The organism is Ruegeria sp. CDSC042, assembly GCF_059610745.1.
Map to the genome: position 1 here is coordinate 20236 of NZ_JBXWOF010000005.1, position 15454 is coordinate 35689.

Annotated in this window: 15 protein-coding genes; 10 read left to right on the top strand and 5 right to left on the bottom strand. The window is 51.7% G+C overall.

Features of this window, described 5'->3' with window-relative positions:
• Positions 1 to 306: 306 nt before the first annotated feature.
• Both AC2FHX_RS11875 and rpoN read right to left on the bottom strand, forming a co-directional pair.
• Positions 307 to 816: a GNAT family N-acetyltransferase gene (locus tag AC2FHX_RS11875; protein WP_496730796.1), complete on the bottom strand. Its 510-nt coding sequence runs from the start codon at positions 814 to 816 to the stop codon at positions 307 to 309.
• A 79-nt stretch (positions 817 to 895) separates the two neighbouring features.
• Positions 896 to 2254, bottom strand: coding sequence for an RNA polymerase factor sigma-54 (gene rpoN / locus AC2FHX_RS11880; protein ID WP_496702065.1), 1359 nt, complete (start codon positions 2252 to 2254; stop codon positions 896 to 898).
• A gap of 125 nt (positions 2255 to 2379) precedes the next feature.
• Between rpoN and AC2FHX_RS11885 the strand changes: the two genes are divergently transcribed.
• Positions 2380 to 3348, top strand: coding sequence for a hypothetical protein (locus AC2FHX_RS11885; RefSeq protein ID WP_496697175.1), 969 nt, complete (start codon positions 2380 to 2382; stop codon positions 3346 to 3348).
• 2 nt (positions 3349 to 3350) lie between these two features.
• Here the strand turns inward: AC2FHX_RS11885 and AC2FHX_RS11890 are convergent, their stop codons facing one another.
• From AC2FHX_RS11890 to AC2FHX_RS11900, 3 genes are read right to left on the bottom strand one after another with little or no spacing between them, the layout of a single operon-like run.
• The gene (locus tag AC2FHX_RS11890) at positions 3351 to 3530 is read right to left on the bottom strand and encodes a hypothetical protein (protein ID WP_496697173.1); all 180 of its coding nucleotides are present in this window, start codon (positions 3528 to 3530) and stop codon (positions 3351 to 3353) included.
• 32 nt (positions 3531 to 3562) lie between these two features.
• Complete coding sequence (locus AC2FHX_RS11895; RefSeq protein ID WP_496702063.1) at positions 3563 to 4693, bottom strand: WD40 repeat domain-containing protein; 1131 nt, start codon at positions 4691 to 4693, stop codon at positions 3563 to 3565.
• Positions 4693 to 4974, bottom strand: a complete 282-nt coding sequence (locus AC2FHX_RS11900; protein ID WP_496702062.1) for a hypothetical protein — start codon at positions 4972 to 4974, stop codon at positions 4693 to 4695. The genes AC2FHX_RS11895 and AC2FHX_RS11900 overlap by 1 nt, the downstream gene beginning before the upstream one ends.
• 54 nt (positions 4975 to 5028) lie before the next feature.
• On the opposite strand from AC2FHX_RS11900, the gene AC2FHX_RS11905 reads away from it, so the two are divergent.
• From AC2FHX_RS11905 to AC2FHX_RS11945, 9 genes are all read left to right on the top strand, one after another.
• Positions 5029 to 5304, top strand: a complete 276-nt coding sequence (locus AC2FHX_RS11905) for a hypothetical protein (protein WP_496702061.1) — start codon at positions 5029 to 5031, stop codon at positions 5302 to 5304.
• 1079 nt (positions 5305 to 6383) lie between these two features.
• Positions 6384 to 8048, top strand: a complete 1665-nt coding sequence (locus AC2FHX_RS11910) for an aromatic/alkene/methane monooxygenase hydroxylase/oxygenase subunit alpha (protein ID WP_496697165.1) — start codon at positions 6384 to 6386, stop codon at positions 8046 to 8048.
• Positions 8049 to 8137: 89 nt separating this feature from the next.
• The gene (locus tag AC2FHX_RS11915) at positions 8138 to 9196 is read left to right on the top strand and encodes an NADH:ubiquinone reductase (Na(+)-transporting) subunit F (RefSeq protein ID WP_496697163.1); all 1059 of its coding nucleotides are present in this window, start codon (positions 8138 to 8140) and stop codon (positions 9194 to 9196) included.
• A 51-nt stretch (positions 9197 to 9247) separates the two neighbouring features.
• A complete protein-coding gene (locus AC2FHX_RS11920) occupies positions 9248 to 10312 on the top strand; it encodes an aromatic/alkene monooxygenase hydroxylase subunit beta (protein ID WP_496697161.1) in 1065 nt (354 codons plus the stop codon).
• Between the two features lie 18 nt (positions 10313 to 10330).
• Positions 10331 to 10702 (top strand): MmoB/DmpM family protein, encoded by a 372-nt coding sequence (locus AC2FHX_RS11925; protein ID WP_496697160.1) that lies wholly within the window; start codon positions 10331 to 10333, stop codon positions 10700 to 10702.
• 87 nt (positions 10703 to 10789) lie between these two features.
• Positions 10790 to 11812 (top strand): amidohydrolase family protein, encoded by a 1023-nt coding sequence (locus AC2FHX_RS11930; protein WP_496702059.1) that lies wholly within the window; start codon positions 10790 to 10792, stop codon positions 11810 to 11812.
• Positions 11813 to 11816: 4 nt separating this feature from the next.
• On the top strand, positions 11817 to 12620 hold the full coding sequence (locus AC2FHX_RS11935) for an iron-sulfur cluster assembly protein (protein ID WP_496702057.1): 804 nt from the start codon (positions 11817 to 11819) through the stop codon (positions 12618 to 12620).
• 66 nt (positions 12621 to 12686) lie between these two features.
• Positions 12687 to 14324: a molecular chaperone GroEL gene (locus tag AC2FHX_RS11940; RefSeq protein ID WP_496702055.1), complete on the top strand. Its 1638-nt coding sequence runs from the start codon at positions 12687 to 12689 to the stop codon at positions 14322 to 14324.
• Positions 14325 to 14372: 48 nt separating this feature from the next.
• On the top strand, positions 14373 to 15416 hold the full coding sequence (locus AC2FHX_RS11945; RefSeq protein WP_496702054.1) for an NAD(P)-dependent alcohol dehydrogenase: 1044 nt from the start codon (positions 14373 to 14375) through the stop codon (positions 15414 to 15416).
• Positions 15417 to 15454: the final 38 nt, after the last annotated feature.

Consider the following 15454-nt stretch of genomic DNA (forward strand, 5'->3'; position numbering starts at 1 on the left):
TCCTTTTCAAATTCTATCCTGCTGTGATCGTAGGGGCGTGATCAATAGACCGTTCAGGAAGATACCTGAACGCCCCTTGGCGCTCCGCTTGTTTTGGGCGCGCGCTGCTGGTGATTAATGAACACGCTATTTTCACAAGGTCACCACAGTGCACATATGTAAGGACGTCCTCAGCTATTGGTTTCCTCGGCAAGGCTTTTCCCTACTGAGCTTCCAGAGTATCTCAACGCTATCAAAGTAATCCGTAGAGGTTGAGTATCAATAGCTGGCAATGTAAATTAGCAAGCGAAATTTGTGTTGGGATTCCTAAATTTCAGGGAACCGTTTCAGTGTGTGTCGCCACATCGGAACAGAGTGTTCGTGAGCAAACGAAAATCGTCTTAACGGCAGGTTATCTCGCTGGAACCCGATTTGCCCCAGCACTGCCGAAGCCGCGAAATTGTCTATCATGCAGCATGCAGTAATCGTGTTACAATGAGATGGAAGCCTCTCGATAAAAGTCGAGATAGCCCAATTTCCCAAGCCGCGACGGTGAAGGCGAGGTTCCAGCCAGAATGATAATTCGAGGCCATTGCTGACGGTTCCGACCAGTCGGTCACCCAAACAGATTGCGGCAGATTCCACTTCTGGGTCCAGGAGGAACTCAAGGTACTTCCGGGACGTTTCCCAATCGACATTCAATGGCAATGCCCCCAGCCAGCGGACCAGGTCGTGGTTTTGAAGGGCCCCGTGCACGGCCCCTAGGTCATCGAGCGAGACAGGGCGTAAGCTACGCAGCATAACCGGCTCTACGAACTCGTTTGGTGTTCGGTTCATGATTGTTTCGTTTCAGGCATCGCCTGTTTCTCAGTTGACTGAATAATAACGGGTTTCACTGGGATCTACCTTGGGAAATTCAGGTTCCCAGGTTCTGCTTCTCGCCAAAACCCCGCTGACCTAAGGTTCTTCCCTTTCGTGCGGTTATCGACAGCATTTCTATTTCGGCTTTTTTTCGTCTGACGCTGGGTGCGCTAAGTCCAAGTGATTGCCGGTACTTGGTAATTGTTCGCCTAGACAGAGCGAAACCAGATTTATTCACATGAACTGCGATGTCTCCATCACTGAGAGGAGCGAATTTGTCTTCGGACGCAATTAAACGCCTGATTTGATGCAACGCCACATGTTTGGTCTCGGACAGGGCACCCTGGGCAATTGGTGCACAAAAAAGCGATTTGGCCAAAATATTACCCAATGGACATTGAATCGTCAGACCTGACACGACCCGACTTATCGTCGCTTCGCTGAAGCCAGTGTCTTCGGCAACATCACTCATGCGCATTGGGCGCAACGAATAGAATCCGCGTGCAAGAAACCTGCGTTGACGCATACATATCGCTGTAATTACTGCCATCGCAGTTGCGTTTCTGACCTCCAATGCTGAACGCAATGACTTGGCTTGTCGTATCATTGAAACGTGGTGATTTTGCAGTGCGGCTTTGGCAGGCTCGCTCGAGTTCAGCGCCCGCGATAATCGAACAGTCGGAAAGCTTGACGAATTCAACGCTATCAACAGGTCGGTACCAACGATCTCTACTGTGGCGTCACTTTCCCGTGCCAGTGTTTCATCACTTTCGAAGTTAGCCCCTGGTTTTGGATTCATTTTGCGTATGTCATCCAGACATCGTGCAATATCTGCCAGATCCACCCCGAGTTTTCGTGCCAAACTTGGCAGATCGCAATCCATCAGTGCGTCGAGATTGTCGATCAGTTTCGACATAGCTCCGTTTAGAATTCCGCGGTCACTCGCCTGTAGGCGCAGGCATTCCTTGAGGTCGCGGGCAAACAGTCCAGCCGGTTCGACTGTTTGCAGCTTTGACAGGACTTCGGCGCAGGTTTTGGGGCAAAAGCCATAGGCAGCGGCGACGTCATCCACCGAAGCCCCAAGCCATCCGCTGGGTTCGATCTCGGCCAGGAATGCCAATGCAATGCTGATGTCGCTATTTTTGTCGAAAATCAGCGGCAGTTGTTCAGCTATATTTTGGTAAAGGCTGGTCTTGGTGTCGGCAACAGTGTCGGACATGTCAGTCATGGGTGCAACTAACCCGCCCGATTGCTCTCCAAGGTCCTCAGAACCAGCTTCGAGAAACGGGTTTTCTTCTGTGACTTGCGCCAAGTGGTTCAGTAGTTCGAACTTATGCATCCGCATCAACTTGATCGCTTGCGCCATCGAGTGGTTCAAAAGCCCGGTCTGACGTTGCGAATGTCGGAAACTCATAACCATTGGATTACCCCTCAGACCTCAAATGCCAAAGATCGGTCGAAATTACGTATCGTTTGGCGCGGATGCTTTGCATTGATGGTTTGTCGCGTCAGAGATCGTTGATAGACTGACGCAACCCAATGAGAGACAATTTCGACATGCAATCTGACACGTCTCATGTTTTCCCAGGCTCTTTTGAACGCAGCTATCCCGGTGTTTCCCCTCAACTTCTTGCGCGGACCCGGCAAATGTGGTCGGCAAAAGGTCTCGACCTGGATGACGTTTGGCGAAAGACGATTGTCCGATTTCGCGGCTTTAGCTTTCTTGAAGATTGGGACATTGGTACCGACAGCCATGCAGTCGATACGTTCTTTATGTTTGATCAGGCTGCCATCTGGGTTGCGTCTCTGCACTCTGCGTCGGTTGAGGCAGTCAATTTGCCGGACAGTGGGCTTACAACGGATCAGTGGGAGGCGCTTCGCGCATTGACGTTTCGAATGATCGAACAGTTGGACGCGATCCGGTTGCTTTTCCAACATGATTTGCCGACGCCGTCTATGCAGATTGCACGATCTATTTCTGAAGATGTGGATATGGCGCTGGCGTTTGTATCCAGACCGAAGCTGGCCAAACGATTTGTCGAGTGCACGACCATCGAGGAAGCTCAAGACTTTTGGCGGCGTCATATTGCAGGCGGTCGCGCGTTCAAAGCAGTAAGCGAACGACTTTACCGCGCAGGCCTGGAATTTGATCAGGATGGGACGTATGCCGCTTGGCGCCAACAGGTTAAGGCTATCCTGGGCACTGCTGTTCATACCTCTTTCTCTGGTTCCGGAAAACGTGGATCCAAACCATACGCAGGCCAGTTCGACGAAACCGGGGATTGCCTCTATTTCGTCACTCTGCGCTTGCAAGAGATGTGTGCGTATTCTCATGTTCTAAACGGTGATTTCGGGCAGGATCTGGCTGCGGTTCGCAATGCTGAAGGGCCAGATGCACATGATGGCATCGGGCGCATGACGCCGCTGATTTCCGAAGTAACCGTTGATCAGATGAGGCGGATGCTTGCGGTTGACGCGGCTGGCGTGTTGGCAGTTCTGCACAGTTAGTTCTAGTGCACGATATCTTCTTGCGGGCCCAACTGGTTCTTAGCGATCCATTGCGCCGCCATTACCAAAGCGCCCATGGCAAAGTCTTTGCCATGTTCTTCGATCATCGCTTCTGAAATTTTCGATAGTTGAGCGAAGTATTTATCTTTACTTTGCTCTTCCGGGGACAAGGTCTTGGACATTTTCTATCTCCTGATGGCTTGGGTGGAGTGGTTTATTTGAACATCTGAGAAGGGAAGGTCGCCAGTGCAGCCTTTCCAGATGCAAAACCGATTGCCAGATGCTCTCCGGTCTTTGACCAGGCCAGGCTGGTCACTTCGGTTCCGCGTTCTTGATGCAACATCATGTCTTGTGGAGTTCCGACGCTGGCTAAAGTCACCAGACCACTGGCATATCCTGTTGCGACAACGTCCCGCTTGGGATGTGCGGCAATCGCGTTCAGTACGACAAAGCCGGGTTTGCCAGTAGCGATTGGTGTGCCTGCCTCGTCATTCTGCGGCAGGTCATTTGCGTCCCAGCCAACAAGACGGAACGCACCTGATGTCACGAGCGCATTGGCCGATTTGCTGAACGCGACATTGCGAACCGGTGCAGGGTATCCTTCGACCTGCTGGACCGATCCCGCACTGCGGTCGATAAGATAAAAGCTGTTGTCAGCTGAGGCACAACACAGATGGTTTGCTGTATGACGCCATTTGATTTCCGTAATCTCGCTTGCGATGTCATATGTGACAGGGGCCGTATCGGGGGTGCCCAGATCAAACAGGGTCAGTTTGCCATCACCCCAGCTAGCAAGAGCGCGGCCATCGTCGGAATATGACAGGCAAACAACAGGATGACTTGTTGTGAGTGTGACTACGGACGTCAATTCTGATGTTGAGATGACCTCAATCAGCGTGTCTGCAGCAATGGCGATTTGATCGCCATTCTTAGTGCCTGCGGCACCTGTTACGTTCCGATCTTGCAGCTTGAGCCTGTCAACAACCTGTCCCCCCGCCGTGATCTGCCGTAGAACCCCGTCGTCACAGATTGCCGCGAAGCCCTGCGCTCCAAAACGAACGATGGATAGGTCAGTACGGACAGAGATGTCCGGGGTCTTAACCGGCGCTATCGGGTTTTCGCGCGGACGGATGGTTGTCCGACCGGTTTCCAAATCCATTCGGGTTCGAATTTTTGGACTTTCCAGATCTTCGACAGCAGCCAACGCCAATTTTCCAGATGTCAGTTTGAAGGCTGCACAACTGTCTTCTTTATTGAAGAGAACCTGATCTATTGCATCATCCAATGCCCAGTCTCGGCCCAGAAGGTCAAACAAAGAAAGCCCTGCGGCACTATTTTCGACCATTATCCGTCCTCCAGATTGCGGGCGTTTTCAATTTGTTCATCGATCTTCGCAACATCGCGTTCCAAAGCGTCGATATGTTCCTGTGAAGCGGTCAATTCGTTCGAAGATTTGTCAATTGCATCGAGCGTCTGCGCACAGTCCGGGTCTTTCATCAGTAAGATGTCGTAGCCGGCGATTTGTTGTAGAATGCGCAGGTTCTCTACATTGGCTTGCGACAAACCGTTGATTAGTTCCATGCGCTTGAGAAACAAATCCGAGACTGCTGAGGATTGACCGGCCATTCAAACCTCCTTTAGAAATTCGAGCTGTTGCTTGGAACAGATGAGAGACTTCTCGTGAAACAGAAAGACGTAACCGATCGGTTCTTTCAGGGCCTGCACAAAATCAGTCTGGATTTGTGCGGCAATGACAGCTTGCTGACACATGCGGCTGAAAAGGCGGCTTCCGAGCCAAGCCCGATAAACCTCGTAGCCGCGCAAGAGGCGCTGGCACAAACTTCGGGTGATCTTCGTGAACAAATACTGCGGGAACTCCACGCGCTCTTGAGCAGCGATATCGAAGCGATTTGGGACCAGATGCCCTACGCTGTGAAAACCGAACGACCGAACTGACATTTGAGACACTGTTACGCGGCGACCTGGGGCTATTTTGATTGTGCCTTGGTCGCTCATTTGATCCCCCGAAAAGATACGATTAAACACTGTCCTTACTCGACTGTGCTGCCTCAAAACGCTTCGCCCGATTGCGGCTGACCTGACTGAAGACGTGCGATGTTTGCAGTGCTCAAATTATCATCAGTTGTCTGGTCTACAAAGAATGTTCAGCGCAAAATATGCCTCGAAAAAGCATCTTTTTTCACAACCTTGGCGCGATTAGTTAAACATGTTTACAGAGTGTAACGCGGATTAGTTTCATTGTTTTACAAAGGGAAAATTCAACGTCCTGCTGTCGTTGGGCATGCCTGTTTGACCAAGGTGGTGATTCGCGATCGGTTTTGCGCATTGGGTTGCCAAGCGCTCGGGTAGTGGGCTTACGTATTTGCGCTCCTGTAGATGCACTCTGAAAGTGGCGCGTGGTCCGGAACAGGTTCCACGCAGCACAGAGTGTGTCGTCAATTCGAGCAAAGAAGCCTCTGAAGTCGGAAAATAAGCGCAGAAAAATACCTGTTACCGTGCGTGCGGCCTAATCGTAACGCTAAGTGTAAACAGCGGTGTGAACGTAAAGTTTGTAAAGCAACGTGACAGTTTTGACAGGATTCTGGAACTGTCAAAACACGATCTCTTCACAGCATGTGTGAACGAAGTAGAATTTTTAGAGATTAAATAAACATATAAAACAATATGTTATATAAATCACTCTGATTTTCTAAGCCAAAATATCACCCAAATCCAAAATCTGGCATGCCCCTTGCATGTAATTAGGCATAACGCCGCGTTCCCGTTCAAACGGGGACCATCAAGAACGAAGGACCAGGGAGGGTTCGGCCAAAGAAGTGAGTGCCCGCCGATGAATTCGGCAGGAACTGACGCGCAGCGCCGAGCATACATTCCGAAACCTTTGCCGTGATCCGAACGACTGGATCAACTGACCGTGCCTCTTGGCTCTGTTCAGTGATCGGGTCGAAGAAACGGCAGCATGCGCTGTCTCCAACCGACCGAGAAATTGGTCAGCAACAAAGGAGTCTCATGGCATGGCGATTACGCTAAATAAAATTACCTCTCAGAGAGGAATCTCGGTAGGGGAGGCCACCAAGAAGATTTCGGACCTGGGTTGGAATCCAACCTATGTTCAGGAAGCGAATACTTTCCCCACAGACTATAAGATCACCAAAGCGCCGCGCGACCCGATGAAGCAGGTTCTGCGCTCTTACTTCCCGATGGAAGAAGAGAAAGACAACCGGGTATACGGTGCGCTAGACGCTGCGCTGCGTGGTGACATGTTCCGCAACGTTGAACCGCGCTGGATCGAATGGATGAAGCTGTTCCTGGCGATCATTCCGTTCCCGGAAATTTCGGCTGCGCGTTCGATGGCCATGGTGGCTCGTCTGGCGCCGGGTGAAGACCTGCGCACAGGTTTCACTATGCAGATGGTTGATGAATTCCGTCACTCCACAATTCAGATGAACCTGAAAAAGTGGTACATGGAAAACTACATCGATCCGGCTGGTTTCGACATCACCGAAGAAGCCTTTGGTAAGTGTTATGCCACCACCATTGGCCGTCAATTCGGCGAAGGGTTCATCACCGGCGACACAATGACCGCCGCATGCATGTATCTGACCGTTGTTGCTGAAACCGCGTTTACGAACACTCTCTTTGTGGCAATGCCTTCAGAGGCCGCCCGCAATGGCGATTATGCTTTGCCAACTGTGTTCCTGTCGGTTCAGTCTGACGAAAGCCGTCACATCGGTAACGGTCACTCGCTTCTGATGGCGGCCCTGAAAGAGCCAGAGAACCATCTGCTTTTGGAACGCGACCTGCGGTACTCCTTCTGGCAGAACCACGCCATCGTTGATGCGGCGATCGGTACGTTCATCGAATATGGCACCACCAACCGCGACAAGGAAAAGGAATCCTATGCGGAGATGTGGCATCGCTGGATCTTTGAAGACTACTACCGGACCTACATGCTGCCGCTCGAGAAATACGGCGTTAAAGTACATCACGACGATGTGCAGGAAGCCTGGAAGCGGATCACCGAGAAGAACTATGTGCACAAAGTTGCTCAGTTCTTCGCAGTCGGTTGGCCGGTGAACTTCTGGCGGATTGAAGCTCAGACCGAGAAAGATTTTGAGTGGTTTGAGCACAAGTATCCGGGTTGGTATGCCGAGTTTGGCGACTTCTGGAAATGGTATGCCAAGTTGAGCGTTCCGGGCCAGAAAGTCATCACCTTCAACGAAGAAGTTGGCTATGTTTATCCGCATCGCTGCTGGTCGTGCCTGGTGCCGTGCCTGATCCGTGAAGACATGGTTGTCGACGAAATCGACGGTCAGCTGCACACCTTTGCACATGAGCTTGATCGCTGGACCGCTGTTGAAGCGTTCGCAGACGAATACCAGGGTCGGCCAACGCCGGCGATGGGCAAGTTCTCGGGCAAACGTGAGTGGGAAACCGTTTACGACGGTTGGGATCTGGCGGATGCCATCAAAGACCTCAACTTCGTTCGTGAAGACGGTAAGACACTGGTGCCGCAGCCGCATCTGCGCTTTGACAACAAGGATATGTGGACGCTGGACGATGTTCGCGGTCACACCCTTGGCTCGCCGCTTAATGCACTGCGTGGCATGTCGGACGGTGAGCGTGAAGCACATCTGGCCGAGTACCGTGCTGGTTTCACCATCACACCCTTCAACTAAAGCAATCTTTTGCAAGGGCCTTGATTGGCCCTTGCATACAGGAAGGTCCGAATTCCGCGCGTGATTTCGGGACACAGGAGACTCGACTAATGGGTGAAATATACAGGGTTCGTTTTGAGCCGGTTGGCTTGGAAATAGAGGTTGAAGAGGATGAAACTATTCTCGATGCCGCTTTCCGCCAAGGCATAGCTCTGCCGCATGGATGCAAAGAAGGCCAGTGTTCGGCTTGCAAATGTGTCCAGTTGGATGGCGAAACCGAAATGCTCAAGTATTCAACCTTCGCACTCAATGACTTTGAGAAGGAAAGTGGACACGTTCTGATGTGCAGAACTGTGGCGTATAGCGACGTCGAAATTGAACTCCTGAATTATGACGAGGAGGTTTTATCGAAATCCATTCCGGTCAAAGAATTCAATGGCCGAATTGTCGATTTCCAAAAGCTGACCCATGACATTCGCGGTGTTGATATTGAAATTGATACACCGCTCAAATTTTGGGCGGGGCAATATGTCGACATCACGGTTACCACCGAAAAAGGGGAGAAGATTACACGCTCGTTCTCCATGGCAAATTCGCCGAGCGAAGCCCAGAAACTCTCCTTCATCATCAAAAAATACCCAGACGGGAGGTTCTCAAACGAGCTCGACGCAGGGGGGATCAAAAAAGGCGCCACCGTCGAAATCAGCGGACCGTACGGAATGTGTTTCCGACGGGAAGGCCGACAAGGACCGGTGATCCTGGTCGGGGCGGGTTCCGGCATGTCGCCGGTCTGGTCAATACTGCATGATCAACTCAGCAGTGGCGAAGATCGCGATATTTATTTCTTTTACGGGGCTCGCACGCAAGAGGATCTGTTCAAGCTGGACGAGATCGCAGAGATCACTGGCGCCAATGCGAATGTCAAATTCATCCCAGTGTTAAGCCACGCAGATGATGACGATAACTGGACGGGTGCTAGGGGCTTCGTTCACGAGATCGTGGACGAATATCTAAAGGAATTGGACGTCGATGGAGAAGGCGATGTTTACGCCTGCGGCCCCCCTCCGATGATCGATGCACTGACGCCGGTGCTGTTCATGAACGACTTCGATGGCGAGCGCGTTTTTTACGACAAATTCACACCGACTTCCGGTTCATCGACCCACTGATGCTGGGTTGATCGCTAGTCATGTGAATGAAACACAACAAGGGAGGCTACCATGGTAGCTACATCAAGTTCCGTTGGATCCGGTGCCGCAGGCGCTGCAACGTTCGTCGGATCGACCAGCCGCAAATACAACTATTTTGAACCACGCGGCAAACGCGCCACGCATTACGAAGACGTAACCGTCGACGTGCAACCAGATCCCGAACGCTATCTGATCCAAAACTGGATCATCGAGTTCGAAGGCGGCAAAGGCGGCGGTGCCTATCAAAAGGACAATACAGCTGCGCTGAGTTCAAACTGGCACGCCTTCCGAGCCCCTGATCAGGAATGGGAGCGCACGCATTATCAGCGCCAGTCCAAAATCTGTTCAATGGTAAAATCGGTCGTCGACAATGCGCGCAAGGCCGGGGCCCACAAGTCGTTTGACAAGGCTTGGGAGCGTATCCTGCAAACTCATTTGGGTGCCTGGAAACATGCAGAGTTTGGTCTTGGCACATCTCTGATGCAAGCCCAGAGGTATGGCTATACTCAGATGATCAACAACGCCACGCTGACCAACTCGTCCTACAAAATGCGGTTGTGCCAGGACATCACGTTGTATCTGGCCGAGATCGGAATGGATATCGAAGGTTGGAACGATGAACTGGGCAAGAAAGCCTGGCTGGAAGATCCAATGTGGCAACCGTGCCGCGAGGCGATCGAAACCATCATGGGGTCGGAAGACTACCTTGAGCAGTATTTCGCGATCAATCTGATCTTTGAACCGCTGGTTGGCGAGCTTTTCCGGTCGGGTTTCCTGATGCAGGCCGCCGCTGCGAACAATGACTTCATCACGCCGCCAGTTATCTCGGCCGCCGAGGCCGATTATGAGCGCAACCTCGCGAACACAATCGACCTTATGTACCTGCTGGCAAACGATGAAGAGCATGGTGCGCATAACAAGGCATTGTTCCAAACTTGGATCAAGAAACATGCTGATCTGGCTGACAAAGCCGTACTGGCGTTGCAACCAGTCTGGTCACAGCCGCATTCCAAGCCCGTTGCTTTCGAAGATGTCAAAGCCGTCTCGCAAGAGCGTCTTGGCCAAATCCTGTCTGAACTTGGCCTGAGCCGCTAACCCAAAGGAGAATTTACGATGTCGAGTACAGCACGCGACGCTTCAAAACAAAACATCTTCAAGCCGATGAACGAAATCAAGTTTGAACAGACCATTTCGCACCAGTGCGGTGTGACCATGAATGACTCTGTTGAAGCCCGGGCGATTGCCGAGTTCATGGGCGAAGATCCCAAAGTCACAGTAACCCACAACCCTGCGACCATCCGTGTCGACGGCGAGGGCAAACTGGTTTTCAAAATGGATGAGATCAGTGAATTTCTGGGTCGCGAAATGACTGCGGAAACTTTCGAAGTCAACACGTCCACTCATTATGGCCGGATGGTCCGGGTCGATGACAACACCGTCGTCCTGTTTGGAAACATGGACGACGTCTTCGAATATATCGAGTGACAAAATCGATGTGCGAACCCGGCTTTGCTCGGGTTCGCATTCCCAAACTTCACGGCGTGAAAATTCAGACTACCTGAGGAGGAATCGATGTTTAAAACCAAAGATGGCAAAGAAATATTCGTGGTCGACGGTCACACTCATTTTTGGGACGGCAGCCCGGAAAACCAGAGCAATATTCACGGTAAGCAGTTCATTGACTGCTTTTATGCTTACCACACCAACCTAAGCCCGCCGGAACAGCTGTGGGAAAAAGGACGGTTCGAAAAGTACTCGGAAGACGATGTCTATCGGGATCTGTTCATCGATGGGCCTGATGATGTGGCGATCATCCAGTCGACATATCTGCGCGACTTCTACAAGAATGGTTTTTCTAGCATTGAGCGCAGCAGCTCAATGGCCTCGCGCCATCCTGAGCGCTTTATCGTGAACGGGTCATTCGATCCGAGAGACGGTGAGAAAGCGCTGGAATACATCCACTACATGAAGGAAAACTTCGATATCCAAGGTGTCAAAATGTACACCGCTGAATGGAACGGAGAGAGCAAGGGTTGGGCCCTCAATGACCCTGCCGCTTACAAGTGCTTTGAACTGTGCGACAAGCTGGGTATCAAGAATATCCATGTTCACAAAGGTCCGACCATCATTCCGCTCAGCATGGATGCGTTTGACGTTCGTGATGTGGATTATGCCGCTACCGATTTCCAGAATCTGAACTGGATAATTGAGCATTGCGGATTGCCGCGCTTGGATGATTTCTGCTGGATTGCGACGCAGGAAACCAATGTCTACGGCGGTCTTGCCGTTGCCATGCCGTTCATTTTCACCCGTCCCAGGTATTTCGGTGAAGTGATGGCGGAACTGCTGTTCTGGATCGGCGAGGAAAAGATCCTGTTCGGCTCGGACTATGCAATCTGGACCCCTCAATGGCTTGTTGAGCAATTCTGGGAGTATCAGATCCCTGAAGACATCGCCAAAGAACGCGGCGTTCAACTGACCGATGAGATCAAAGAAAAGATCCTGGGTCTGAATGCAGCAGCACTTTACGATATCGATGTCGAAGCTAAGAAGGCTGAGCTTAGCGCATCACCAGTGCAGATCGCGGCGGAGTAAGCCGATGTTTTTGGAGATGCACAAAGATGAGCTGGAGTTGGAGATTTGGCAACGTCTCGATCTGGTCACGGATCCTGAGTTGGACGAACCGATCACCGATATGGGATTTGTCGAACTTGTTGATGTGAACATCGATTCAAAACTTGTAGAGGTCGAATTTCGGCTCCCGACCTATTGGTGCTCTCCAAATTTTGCTTTTCTCATGGCGTTTGATATTCGCCATGAGCTTGGCAAGCTGAGTTGGGTTCGTAAGGTGAGAGTCACCCTGAATGATCACTGTTTTGCAGATCGAGTGAATGACGGCGTTAACGGTGAGAAAGACTTCACCGAAGTGTTCGCTGAATATTGTAATGGTGATGATCTCAATTCAATCCGTGCGAAATTTCTGGAGAAGGCATTTATACGCCGTCAGGAAACCGTATTGCTTGGGTTGGAAGCCAAAGGTTTTTCGGGGCCCAAGATCGTCAACATGACACTTTCAGAATTTGACGCCATCGAGTTTTCCGGCGGTGAGGAATCCAAGCAGAAACCGCGTTACCGCGAATTGCTGCTGTCCCAAAACTTGGCAAAATCAGCAGAAGATCCGGCTTTTGTCAGTTGGGAAGGTGACCGTCTAACAGCGGCTGGATTGCGCGACTACCTGGGTAAGCTCAGGGGTGTTCGCATCAACATGGAGTTCAACGGCGCGCTTTGTCGGGGGCTTCAATCAACACGGTACAAGGAGGTTGAAATTGGTGAAGATGGACCGACATTGATCGATTTCATTCAGAACCGGGTGCCACCAAGAGTTTCTGAAGCCCGCAGCTAAAAACGTTTCACGCATAACCGTCAACATAAGAAGCTATCGGTTCTAAGCCGATGGAAGGGAGAAGTCATGGCAAAACTACTGATACACAACGGAACAGCACGGCGGGCGCTCGCCAAGGGTGTTTCCAAACTGGCCGCGGCAGTGGAGCCGACCCTTGGTCCCAAGGGGCTGAACGCGATGATTGACCGGCCCGTTGGCACCCCTTTGGTGACCCGGGACGGTGTATCCATCGCATCCGAAATTGAGTTGTCCGACCGGTTTGAAAACATGGGTGCCCAAGTGGTCCGTGAAGTGTCGATGCAGACCAATGAAGTCGCGGGCGACGGTACGACCACTGCAATAGTTCTGGCCAATGCGTTGATCCAGAAAGGCGTCGAATTGACTGCCGAGGGTGTCAAACCCGTGGATTTGTGCAAAGGCATAGAGCTGGCTGTACACAAAATCATCAACGCGCTGGATGAGGCATCGCGATCCTGCGACGACAACCCCAGCTATCTGGAATCCGTCGCGCGGGTGTCCGCAACAGAACCTGAACTGGGATCGTTGGTTGCCGAAGCTTTCAAACGTGTAGGGAAAGAGGGTGTAATCACTGCCGATTTCGGGGTGACGATCGACACAACGCTTGAGGTGGTTGAGGGTATGTCCTTCGAGCGGGGCTATATCTCACATCATATGGTGACGGACCGTGAAAACATGGAAGCGGTCCTAGAGAATCCGCTGATTTTGATGACGGATCAAAAAATCCTGCGTCCTGAGATTCTGGATAATGCAAGACGCATTGCCGACGAACAGAAACGACCTTTGTTGGTGATCGCTGAAGAAATTGCGCCAGAAGTCGTGATCTCGTTGATGGACAATAACGGTGCGGGCAAATACCTGATTGTGCACCCTCCCGAGTATGGTCACTGGCGCGCCGCGATGATGGATGATCTTGCGATCATGACCGGCGGTGAAGTGCTTGCGCGTGACCTTGGCAAAAAGATCGAAAACGTCACGTTGGCACAACTAGGTGGTGCTCAAAAGGCGCGGGTTACATCCTCTCTGACCAGCATACTGAAGGGTGACGGTGACCCGGCTGCTGTGCGCGCTCGACGCGCGCAGGTGCAGCGCCAGCATGACGCCGCTCCGCCGAATATTGAGCAGGACAAGTTGCGTGAGCGTGTGTCCAAACTATCCGGCGGAACTGCTGTTATCTATGCCGGTGGTTTCACACCTGTTGAACAAAAGCGCAAAATTCAGTTGATCGAGGACTCCCTCTGTGCGGTTCGCGCGGCCTCTGAAGATGGGGTCGTCGCAGGTGGTGGAACGGCGCTTGCTCAGATTGGCTCGGTCCTGGAAGGCATTGTTTCGGCGAATGACGGCGATGTCAGCAAAGGTGTTGAATTGGTTCGCTCGGTTCTGACCCGTCCAGTCGAACGGATCGCCAGCAACGCCGGCGCGGATCCGAATGCAGTGATTGCATCCATTACGGCCGGTCCAAGAGGGCACGGTTTTGATGCGTCAAAGGGCGAGTTCCGAGACATGTTTGAAGCAGGAATAATCGATCCCGTTCGTGTCACTGCCAGTGCCTTGGTCAATGCGACATCAGTCGCAACGCTGATCCTGACCACTGAAACACTGGTCGGTGACCTGTCAGAAGGTGAAGCCGATCCGACCGAAGGCCCGGCCCTGGGTGGCGGTGCCGAATTGTTGGGCCGCCCGTAACCTATCGCTTTTGAAGACCCGAAAATAAGTTAAGAAAAGGAATGAAACATGAAAGCCGCACGCTTGTATGATTACGATCCGGCCATGAATGTTCAGCTAAAGATCGAAGAGGTCGCTGCCCCAACGGTAAATTCTCCGGATGAGGTGATTGTGAAAGTCGGTGCCGCAGGTTTGTGCCGTACTGATTTGCACATCATTGAAGGCGTCTGGAAAGATATCATGGATGTCGAAGGCAGCCTTTTGCCTTACATTATGGGCCATGAGAATGCCGGTTGGGTGGAAGATGTTGGCAGCAACGTGACCTCTGTCAAACCCGGTGATGCGGTGATTTGCCATCCACATCGCAGTTGCGGGATCTGTTTAAACTGTCGGTATGGCCACGATATGTATTGTGATCATGGCTTGTTTCCCGGCCTCGGTCTGGACGGCGGATTTGCAGAGTATTTCGTTACAAACGAGAGCTCATTGATCAAGTTGAACACCAATGTGACTCCGTTGGAAGTTGCCCCTATGGCTGATGCGGGCATTACTGCATATCGCGCTGCAAAGCGTGCGGCCGAACTGGTTTACCCAGGCGCATATGTCACTGTTCTGGGCGTTGGTGGCCTAGGGCATATTGCGATTCAGTGTTTGAAGAACCTGTGCGGCGCCCGAGTTATCGCAGTTGACCGTGAGCCAGGCGCGCAGGTTCTGGCCAAGGAACTCGGCGCCGACATTGTTCTTGATGGTGGTCCGGATCTGATTGAACAAGTCATGGATGTCACTGGCGGTGGTAGCCATGTTGTCATCGACTTTGTCGGCGAGCTTGGCGTCGAGAACATTTGCTGGAAGCTTTTGCGGCAAGGCGGCGAACTGATCGTTGTGGGTTATGGTGGTAAGATCGAGATCCCGACTGTCGACCTGGTAGTCAATGAGATCAAAATTGGCGGTAGCCTGGTTGGAGACTATACCGAACTTGTAGAGTTGATGGAGCTGAATGCCGATGGGTTGGTGAAGATGCACCAGACTGAGTATTCGCTTGATGCCATCAATCAAGCGATTGACGATTTTAAAAATCGCAAGTTCACGGGACGCGCTGTCATCGTTCCTTAGAGTCGCGAATAACAGCCTAATTAGGGAACCTGTTCTGT

What these genes read in the sequence shown, in the direction of transcription:
- AC2FHX_RS11875 (WP_496730796.1), bottom strand. Translation starts at nt 816, where the DNA reads ATGAACCGAACACCAAACGAGTTCGTAGAGCCGGTTATGCTGCGTAGC.
- rpoN (WP_496702065.1), bottom strand. Translation starts at nt 2,254, where the DNA reads ATGAGTTTCCGACATTCGCAACGTCAGACCGGGCTTTTGAACCACTCG.
- AC2FHX_RS11885 (WP_496697175.1), top strand. Translation starts at nt 2,380, where the DNA reads ATGAGAGACAATTTCGACATGCAATCTGACACGTCTCATGTTTTCCCA.
- AC2FHX_RS11890 (WP_496697173.1), bottom strand. Translation starts at nt 3,530, where the DNA reads ATGTCCAAGACCTTGTCCCCGGAAGAGCAAAGTAAAGATAAATACTTC.
- AC2FHX_RS11895 (WP_496702063.1), bottom strand. Translation starts at nt 4,693, where the DNA reads ATGGTCGAAAATAGTGCCGCAGGGCTTTCTTTGTTTGACCTTCTGGGC.
- AC2FHX_RS11900 (WP_496702062.1), bottom strand. Translation starts at nt 4,974, where the DNA reads ATGGCCGGTCAATCCTCAGCAGTCTCGGATTTGTTTCTCAAGCGCATG.
- AC2FHX_RS11910 (WP_496697165.1), top strand. Translation starts at nt 6,384, where the DNA reads ATGGCGATTACGCTAAATAAAATTACCTCTCAGAGAGGAATCTCGGTA.
- AC2FHX_RS11915 (WP_496697163.1), top strand. Translation starts at nt 8,138, where the DNA reads ATGGGTGAAATATACAGGGTTCGTTTTGAGCCGGTTGGCTTGGAAATA.
- AC2FHX_RS11920 (WP_496697161.1), top strand. Translation starts at nt 9,248, where the DNA reads ATGGTAGCTACATCAAGTTCCGTTGGATCCGGTGCCGCAGGCGCTGCA.
- AC2FHX_RS11925 (WP_496697160.1), top strand. Translation starts at nt 10,331, where the DNA reads ATGTCGAGTACAGCACGCGACGCTTCAAAACAAAACATCTTCAAGCCG.
- AC2FHX_RS11930 (WP_496702059.1), top strand. Translation starts at nt 10,790, where the DNA reads ATGTTTAAAACCAAAGATGGCAAAGAAATATTCGTGGTCGACGGTCAC.
- AC2FHX_RS11935 (WP_496702057.1), top strand. Translation starts at nt 11,817, where the DNA reads ATGTTTTTGGAGATGCACAAAGATGAGCTGGAGTTGGAGATTTGGCAA.
- AC2FHX_RS11940 (WP_496702055.1), top strand. Translation starts at nt 12,687, where the DNA reads ATGGCAAAACTACTGATACACAACGGAACAGCACGGCGGGCGCTCGCC.
- AC2FHX_RS11945 (WP_496702054.1), top strand. Translation starts at nt 14,373, where the DNA reads ATGAAAGCCGCACGCTTGTATGATTACGATCCGGCCATGAATGTTCAG.